6 protein-coding genes and 1 pseudogene are annotated in these 5,164 nt (G+C 70.4%); 2 read left to right on the top strand and 5 right to left on the bottom strand.

Annotation, left to right across the window (positions count from 1 at the left end):
• The coding region (locus ACILRB_RS15700; RefSeq protein WP_395667236.1) for a YihY/virulence factor BrkB family protein at positions 1-883 on the bottom strand (883 nt) is incomplete at its 3' end.
• 173 nt (positions 884-1,056) lie between these two features.
• Between ACILRB_RS15700 and ACILRB_RS15705 the strand changes: the two genes are divergently transcribed.
• Positions 1,057-2,199 carry a DNA recombination protein RmuC gene (locus ACILRB_RS15705; protein ID WP_395667237.1) on the top strand — a complete coding sequence of 381 codons (1,143 nt, stop codon included), beginning with the start codon at positions 1,057-1,059 and terminating at the stop codon, positions 2,197-2,199.
• A 4-nt stretch (positions 2,200-2,203) separates the two neighbouring features.
• On the opposite strand, the gene ACILRB_RS15710 is transcribed toward ACILRB_RS15705, so the two are convergent.
• On the bottom strand, positions 2,204-2,569 hold the full coding sequence (locus ACILRB_RS15710; RefSeq protein WP_395667238.1) for a VOC family protein: 366 nt from the start codon (positions 2,567-2,569) through the stop codon (positions 2,204-2,206).
• Positions 2,570-2,683: 114 nt separating this feature from the next.
• Between ACILRB_RS15710 and ACILRB_RS15715 the strand changes: the two genes are divergently transcribed.
• A complete protein-coding gene (locus tag ACILRB_RS15715) occupies positions 2,684-3,625 on the top strand; it encodes a DMT family transporter (RefSeq protein WP_395667239.1) in 942 nt (313 codons plus the stop codon).
• Here the strand turns inward: ACILRB_RS15715 and recR are convergent.
• The 3 genes and pseudogenes from recR to ACILRB_RS15730 form a co-directional block, all read right to left on the bottom strand.
• Positions 3,622-4,227, bottom strand: coding sequence for a recombination mediator RecR (gene recR / locus ACILRB_RS15720; RefSeq protein WP_395667240.1), 606 nt, complete (start codon positions 4,225-4,227; stop codon positions 3,622-3,624). The genes ACILRB_RS15715 and recR overlap by 4 nt on opposite strands.
• Positions 4,228-4,251: 24 nt before the next feature.
• On the bottom strand, positions 4,252-4,575 hold the full coding sequence (locus tag ACILRB_RS15725) for a YbaB/EbfC family nucleoid-associated protein (RefSeq protein ID WP_395667241.1): 324 nt from the start codon (positions 4,573-4,575) through the stop codon (positions 4,252-4,254).
• 53 nt (positions 4,576-4,628) lie between these two features.
• Positions 4,629-5,164, bottom strand: a pseudogene (locus tag ACILRB_RS15730) (DNA polymerase III subunit gamma/tau); the annotation flags it as partial.

Raw genomic sequence — 5,164 nt, forward strand, 5'->3', positions numbered from 1 at the left:
CCGTGACGCGGCGCGGTTTTTCGGCCGCGGCCTGGTCGTCGGCCTCCTTCCCGGGCCGCGCCGCCCCGAAGCGCCTGAGCGCCGAATTGAGCTGGCCGCCGGCGAGGAAGATCGTCGAAATCATGTAAAGGAACACCAGCGCGATCATGACCGAGGCGAGGCCGGCGTAGGTCGAGACGTAGTTGCGCGCGAATTCGGCGAGATAGGAGCCAAACAGCACGCCGGCCGCGACCCACACCACGAAGGTGAAGACGACGCCCGGCAGAATGTCGCGCAGCCGCCGCTCGCCCGCCGGCAGAAATTTGTGCACCACGACGAGCGCGAGCAGCAGCACCAGCGTCGCGATGCCGAAGCGGCTCAGCGTGACGAGCCGGTCGAGCGACTCGAGATGGGGGGCGTAACGCAGCACGATCTCCCAGACGACGGGCGCGGCGACCACGGAGACCGCGAGCGTCAGGAGCGCGATGGCTCCGACGAGCACATAGGCGATCGATTCGAGCCGCAGCACATACCACGGGCGCGTCTCCGGCGTGTCATAGGCGCGGTTGAGGCCGATGCGCAGGGCCTCGACGCCGCTCGACGAAAAATAGAGCGACAGCACGCCGCCGAAGGTCAAAAGCCCGCCGCGCGCCTGCGTCAGGACATTGTGCACCTCCGCCGCGACCGGGACCGCGACCTGCTCCGGCCAGGCCTGGAACAGCACCTTGACCGCCTCGTCGGCGACCTCGGCCGAGCCGAAGAAGCCCGCGAGCGCCGTCATGAAGATCAGGAAGGGGAACATCGAGGTGAGGATCGAGAGCGCGATGTGGCTGGCGATGGCCCAGCCGTCGTCGGCGGAGAATTTCATCGCCGCGTCGTAGAAGATTTTTGCGACCGTCCACATGGCTCGCGTTCTCGCCTCGCGCGTGTCGTGTCAGGGTTCGGGCGCCGGAGCGCGCGACGCCCGCCGTGCGGCGCAGCCTTGCGCCGGGCGGGGTTCATGTTCTAGATTCGTTCGCGCAGCCTCCCGAATCGCCAGCTTTCGGGACGAGCCGGCGGCCGGCCGCAGGATCCCGGATGGACCCGATTCTCTTGGACCGTTTCGCCGTGTGGCTCAATGGCGCGCCGCCCGGCGTCGCGCAAGGCCTCGTGGCCGGGGCGGCCCTTTCCGCGCTGGCCCTTGGCCTCGCCGCGCTGGCGCGGAGGTCTGCGGGCGCGCGCCGCGCGCGCGAACTCGAAGCCGCGATGAGCGCCATGGCGCGGCAGAACGCCGAATTTTCCGGGCGCATGCGCGCCTTCTGCGAGACCGTCGGCGCGCGGCAGTCCGACCTCGCCCGTTTCGTCGCCGCGCGGCTCGACGCCGTCTCGGCCCGCGTCGGGGCGGACGTCGAGACCTCGGGCCGGGCCGCCGGCGAGCAGCTCGCCCGGCTCAACGAAAGAATCGCCGTGATCGACGCGGCGCAGGCGCGGCTGACGCGGCTCTCGCAGGAGGTGGTCGGCCTCAAGGAGATCCTCGGCGACAAGCAGACGCGCGGGGCGTTCGGCCAGGGCCGCATGGAGGCGATCGTCCGCGACGCGCTGCCGCCTTCCGCCTACGCCTTCCAGCACCGGCTTTCGACGGGCGTGCGCCCCGATTGCGTGGTGCGGCTGCCGGGCGACCCGCGGCTGCTCGTGATCGACGCCAAGTTTCCGCTCGAAGGGCTCGCGGCCTTCCGTGAGGCGCAGACCGCCGACGCCCGCCGCGCCGCCGCTACGCGGGCGCGCGCCGACCTCGCGAAACATGTCCGCGACATCGCCGAGCGTTATTTCGTGCCGCATGAGACGCAGGACGTCGCGCTGATGTTCGTGCCCGCCGAATCGCTGTTCGCCGACATCAACGAACATTTCCCGGAGGTCGCCCGAAACGCGCACCGCCGCCGCGTGTTCATCGTCTCGCCCTCGCTGCTCATGATGGCGACGCAGCTTTTGCAGGCGCTGGCGCGCGACGCGCGGATGCGCGAGGAGGCGCATCTGATCCAGGCCGAAACGCGCCGGCTCGTCGCCGAGGTCGAGCGGCTGCGCGCCGGCGCGCGCAAGCTCGACGCGCATTTCAACGCCGCCCACGCCGACCTCGCGCAGATCCTCGCCGGGGCCGAGCGGGTGGCGCGCGCCGGCGCCCGCATCGAAGACATGGAGTTCGACGCGCCGCGCGACGGACCGACGATGAAGGCCGCCGAATGAGAGCCTATCTCGTCCCGTTCTGCCAAAGGCCGAAGGTCGCCCCGGTCGGGTCCGTGACGACCGCGAAATAGCCCATCTCGGGAACTTCCATCTTCTCGACGCAGACGGTCCCGCCGAGCGCGACCGCCTTCTGCGCCGCCGCCGCCACGTCGTCGACGAGCACATAGGGCATCCACGCCGACGGCATGCCCGGGACCGGAGAGGCCATCATGCCGCCGCCGGTTCCTTCGCCGACGCCGATCAGCGTATAGACCTTGTCGGGGCCAAACGACATGTCATGCAGGTCCCAGGCGAACAGCGACTGATAGAACGTCTTCGCCTTGCCGACGTCGGTCGTGCTCAGTTCGACGTGCACGAAAGGATTGCCCATGGTGAAGCTCCAGATGATTGCGCACGAGCGTCTCGCGCGCCAGCATGGCCCCGCGGCCGGAACGGCCGCCGCCCGCCCGCACCATGCCTTACAACTTCTTTACGCGACGTCAGCATGAAGCTCGCCCCCTCGAAGCCGCCGGGAGGCGGCGCGGCCTATTACGCCATCCTCGTCTGCGCCACCTTCCTGATGGCGTCGAGCTTCATCGCCGGCAAGGTTCTGCTGTCGCATGGCGCGCCGGCCTTTTTGCTGGTCGGCTGGCGCTTCGTCGTCGCCGCCGGCGCGGCGGCGGCCGCGCTTTATTTCACGACGGACAAATTCTTTACGGCGCTGTTTCCGGCCCGTTTCGAGGCCACGGACTGGCTGACCGTGATCGTCATCGGCGTGCTCCAGACCTCCATGGCCATGGGCCTCCTGTTCTGGGCGATGGAGACCATCCCGCCGCCGACCGCCGCCATATTGCTGTTCACCAATCCGCTCTGGGTCGCGCTCGTCGGCCATGCGCTTCTGGGCGAGCGGCTGTCCGGCCTGCGCCTCGCCGGCCTCGGGCTCGGCGTCGCCGGGGTGGCGCTGGCGCTCGGCGGCGGCTTCAGCCTCGAGGGCGAGGCGCTGAAGGGCGAGGCGCTCGGCCTTTGCGCCGGCCTCTCCTGGGCGGCGTCGACGCTCGTCAACAAGAGGGCGCGGCTGCCGATCGAGACCTGGGCGCTGACCTTCTGGCAGATGGCGTCCGGCGCGATCGCGCTGCTCGTCGTCGCCCATGCGCGCGGGCAGAGCTGGCCGGCCGATTTTCCGGCCACGGGCTGGCTCTGGTTCGCGTGGCTCGCGATTCCCGGATCGACGGCCTCGTTCGGCCTGTGGTTCCTCGCGCTCACCATGGGCGGGGCGACGCGCTCCTCGGGCTATCTCTTCCTTGCGCCGCTGTTCACCGTGCTTCTGTCGGCGGCGATTCTCGACGCCCACGTCACGCCGGTCCAGCTTCTCGGCGGCGCGCTGATCGGCGCGGGCGTGTTCATGATCAACCGCGTCCCGAAGCCCGCAGCCGCCGAGGCGGGCTAGAAATCGGTGCGGGCGCGCATCGCCGCGGCGAGCGTGCCCTCGTCGAGATAGTCGAGCTCGCCGCCGACCGGCACGCCATGGGCGAGCCGCGTGGTCCTGACGTTGAAGCCCGAAAGAAGGTCGGTCACGTAATGCGCCGTGGTCTGGCCGTCGACGGTGGCGTTGACCGCCAGCACGACCTCGAGGACGCCCCCCTGCGCGACGCGCTCGACGAGCCGGGCGAGGTTCAGGTCCTTGGGGCCGATCCCGTCGAGCGGCGACAGCACGCCGCCGAGCACATGATAGCGCGCGTTGAGCGCCCGCGCGCGCTCAAGCGCCCACAGGTCGCCGACAGTCTCGACCACCACCAGCGCATGCGGGTCGCGCCGCTCGTCGCGGCAGATGGCGCAGGGGTCGCAGCTGTCGACGTTGCCGCAGACCGAGCAGGTGACGATCTTCTCCTGCGCCGTCCGCATCGCCTCGGCGAGCGGCCCGAGCAGCTCGTCGCGCCGGCGCATCAGATGCAGCGCGGCGCGCCGCGCCGAGCGCGGCCCGAGGCCCGGCAGCCGCGCGAGAAGCTGGATCAGGCGCTCGATTTCGGCGCCGCAGATGCGTTCGGCCAAGGCGGCAGGCTCAGCGAGGACGGGTCAAAAGGGCAATTTCATGCCCGGCGGCAGGGCGAGGCCCGAGGCGACGCTCTGCATCTTCTCCTCCATCACGCGCTCGGCCTTCTTGCGCGCGTCCTCATGCGCCGTGACGATGAGGTCCTCGAGGATCTGGCGCTCGTCGGCCTTCATGAGCGCGTCGTCGATGACGATGTTGCGCAGCTGGCCCTTGGCGCTCAGCGTGACGCGCACCATGCCGCCGCCCGACTGGCCCTCGACCTCGACGCGCTCGATCTCGGCCTGCATCTCCTGGATCTTCTCCTGCATGGCCTGCGCCTGCTTCATCAAGCCCAGCATGTCGCGCATGAGCGATCCTTTCTCTTGGTCCCGCGCGAACGGCGCGCCTGCAGCGTCTTGCATCAAAAATCCGTCTCGGAATAGCCGTCGTCGGCAAAGCCGTCCTCGACCTGGCCGGCTTCGTCCGGGGCGTCGGCCGAAGCGGCGTCCGCCGCCTCCTCCTTGGCCCGCACAGCGACAATCTCCGCGCCGGGAAAAAGCTCCATCGCCCGGCGCACCGCAGGATCGGCGAGCACGCCCCTCATGGCGTCCTCGGCGCGCGACTCCGCCTCCTCCCGCAGCGTCGGCCGGCCGGGCTCGCTCGACACCGCGACGAGCCAGCGCCGCCCGGTCCAGTCCTGCAGCTTGCGCATCAGCGTCTGCGCCAGCAGCGGCGAGGCCTCGGGCATGGGAGCGAATTCGATCGACCCGTCTTCGAAACGCACGAGCCGCACGTCGCGTTCGAGCGCCATCTTGAGCTGAATGTCGCGGCGGCTGGCGGCGAGCGCCACGACCTCGGCGAAGCTCGCGAGCCTCGGCGCCGCGTCTGGCGCCGCCTCGATTCGGGCGGCGAGCGCCGCGCCCTGCGCCATGCGCGGCGCCTGCGCCGCCTGGCCCG

Origin of the sequence: Methylocella sp. (assembly GCF_044226135.1) — a bacterium.
GTDB lineage: Bacteria > Pseudomonadota > Alphaproteobacteria > Rhizobiales > Beijerinckiaceae > Methylocapsa.

Bases quoted from the DNA above. Each gene is read 5' to 3' on its own strand.
- ACILRB_RS15705 (WP_395667237.1), top strand. From the start codon at position 1,057: ATGGACCCGATTCTCTTGGACCGTTTCGCCGTGTGGCTCAATGGCGCG.
- ACILRB_RS15710 (WP_395667238.1), bottom strand. From the start codon at position 2,569: ATGGGCAATCCTTTCGTGCACGTCGAACTGAGCACGACCGACGTCGGC.
- ACILRB_RS15715 (WP_395667239.1), top strand. From the start codon at position 2,684: ATGAAGCTCGCCCCCTCGAAGCCGCCGGGAGGCGGCGCGGCCTATTAC.
- ACILRB_RS15725 (WP_395667241.1), bottom strand. From the start codon at position 4,575: ATGCGCGACATGCTGGGCTTGATGAAGCAGGCGCAGGCCATGCAGGAG.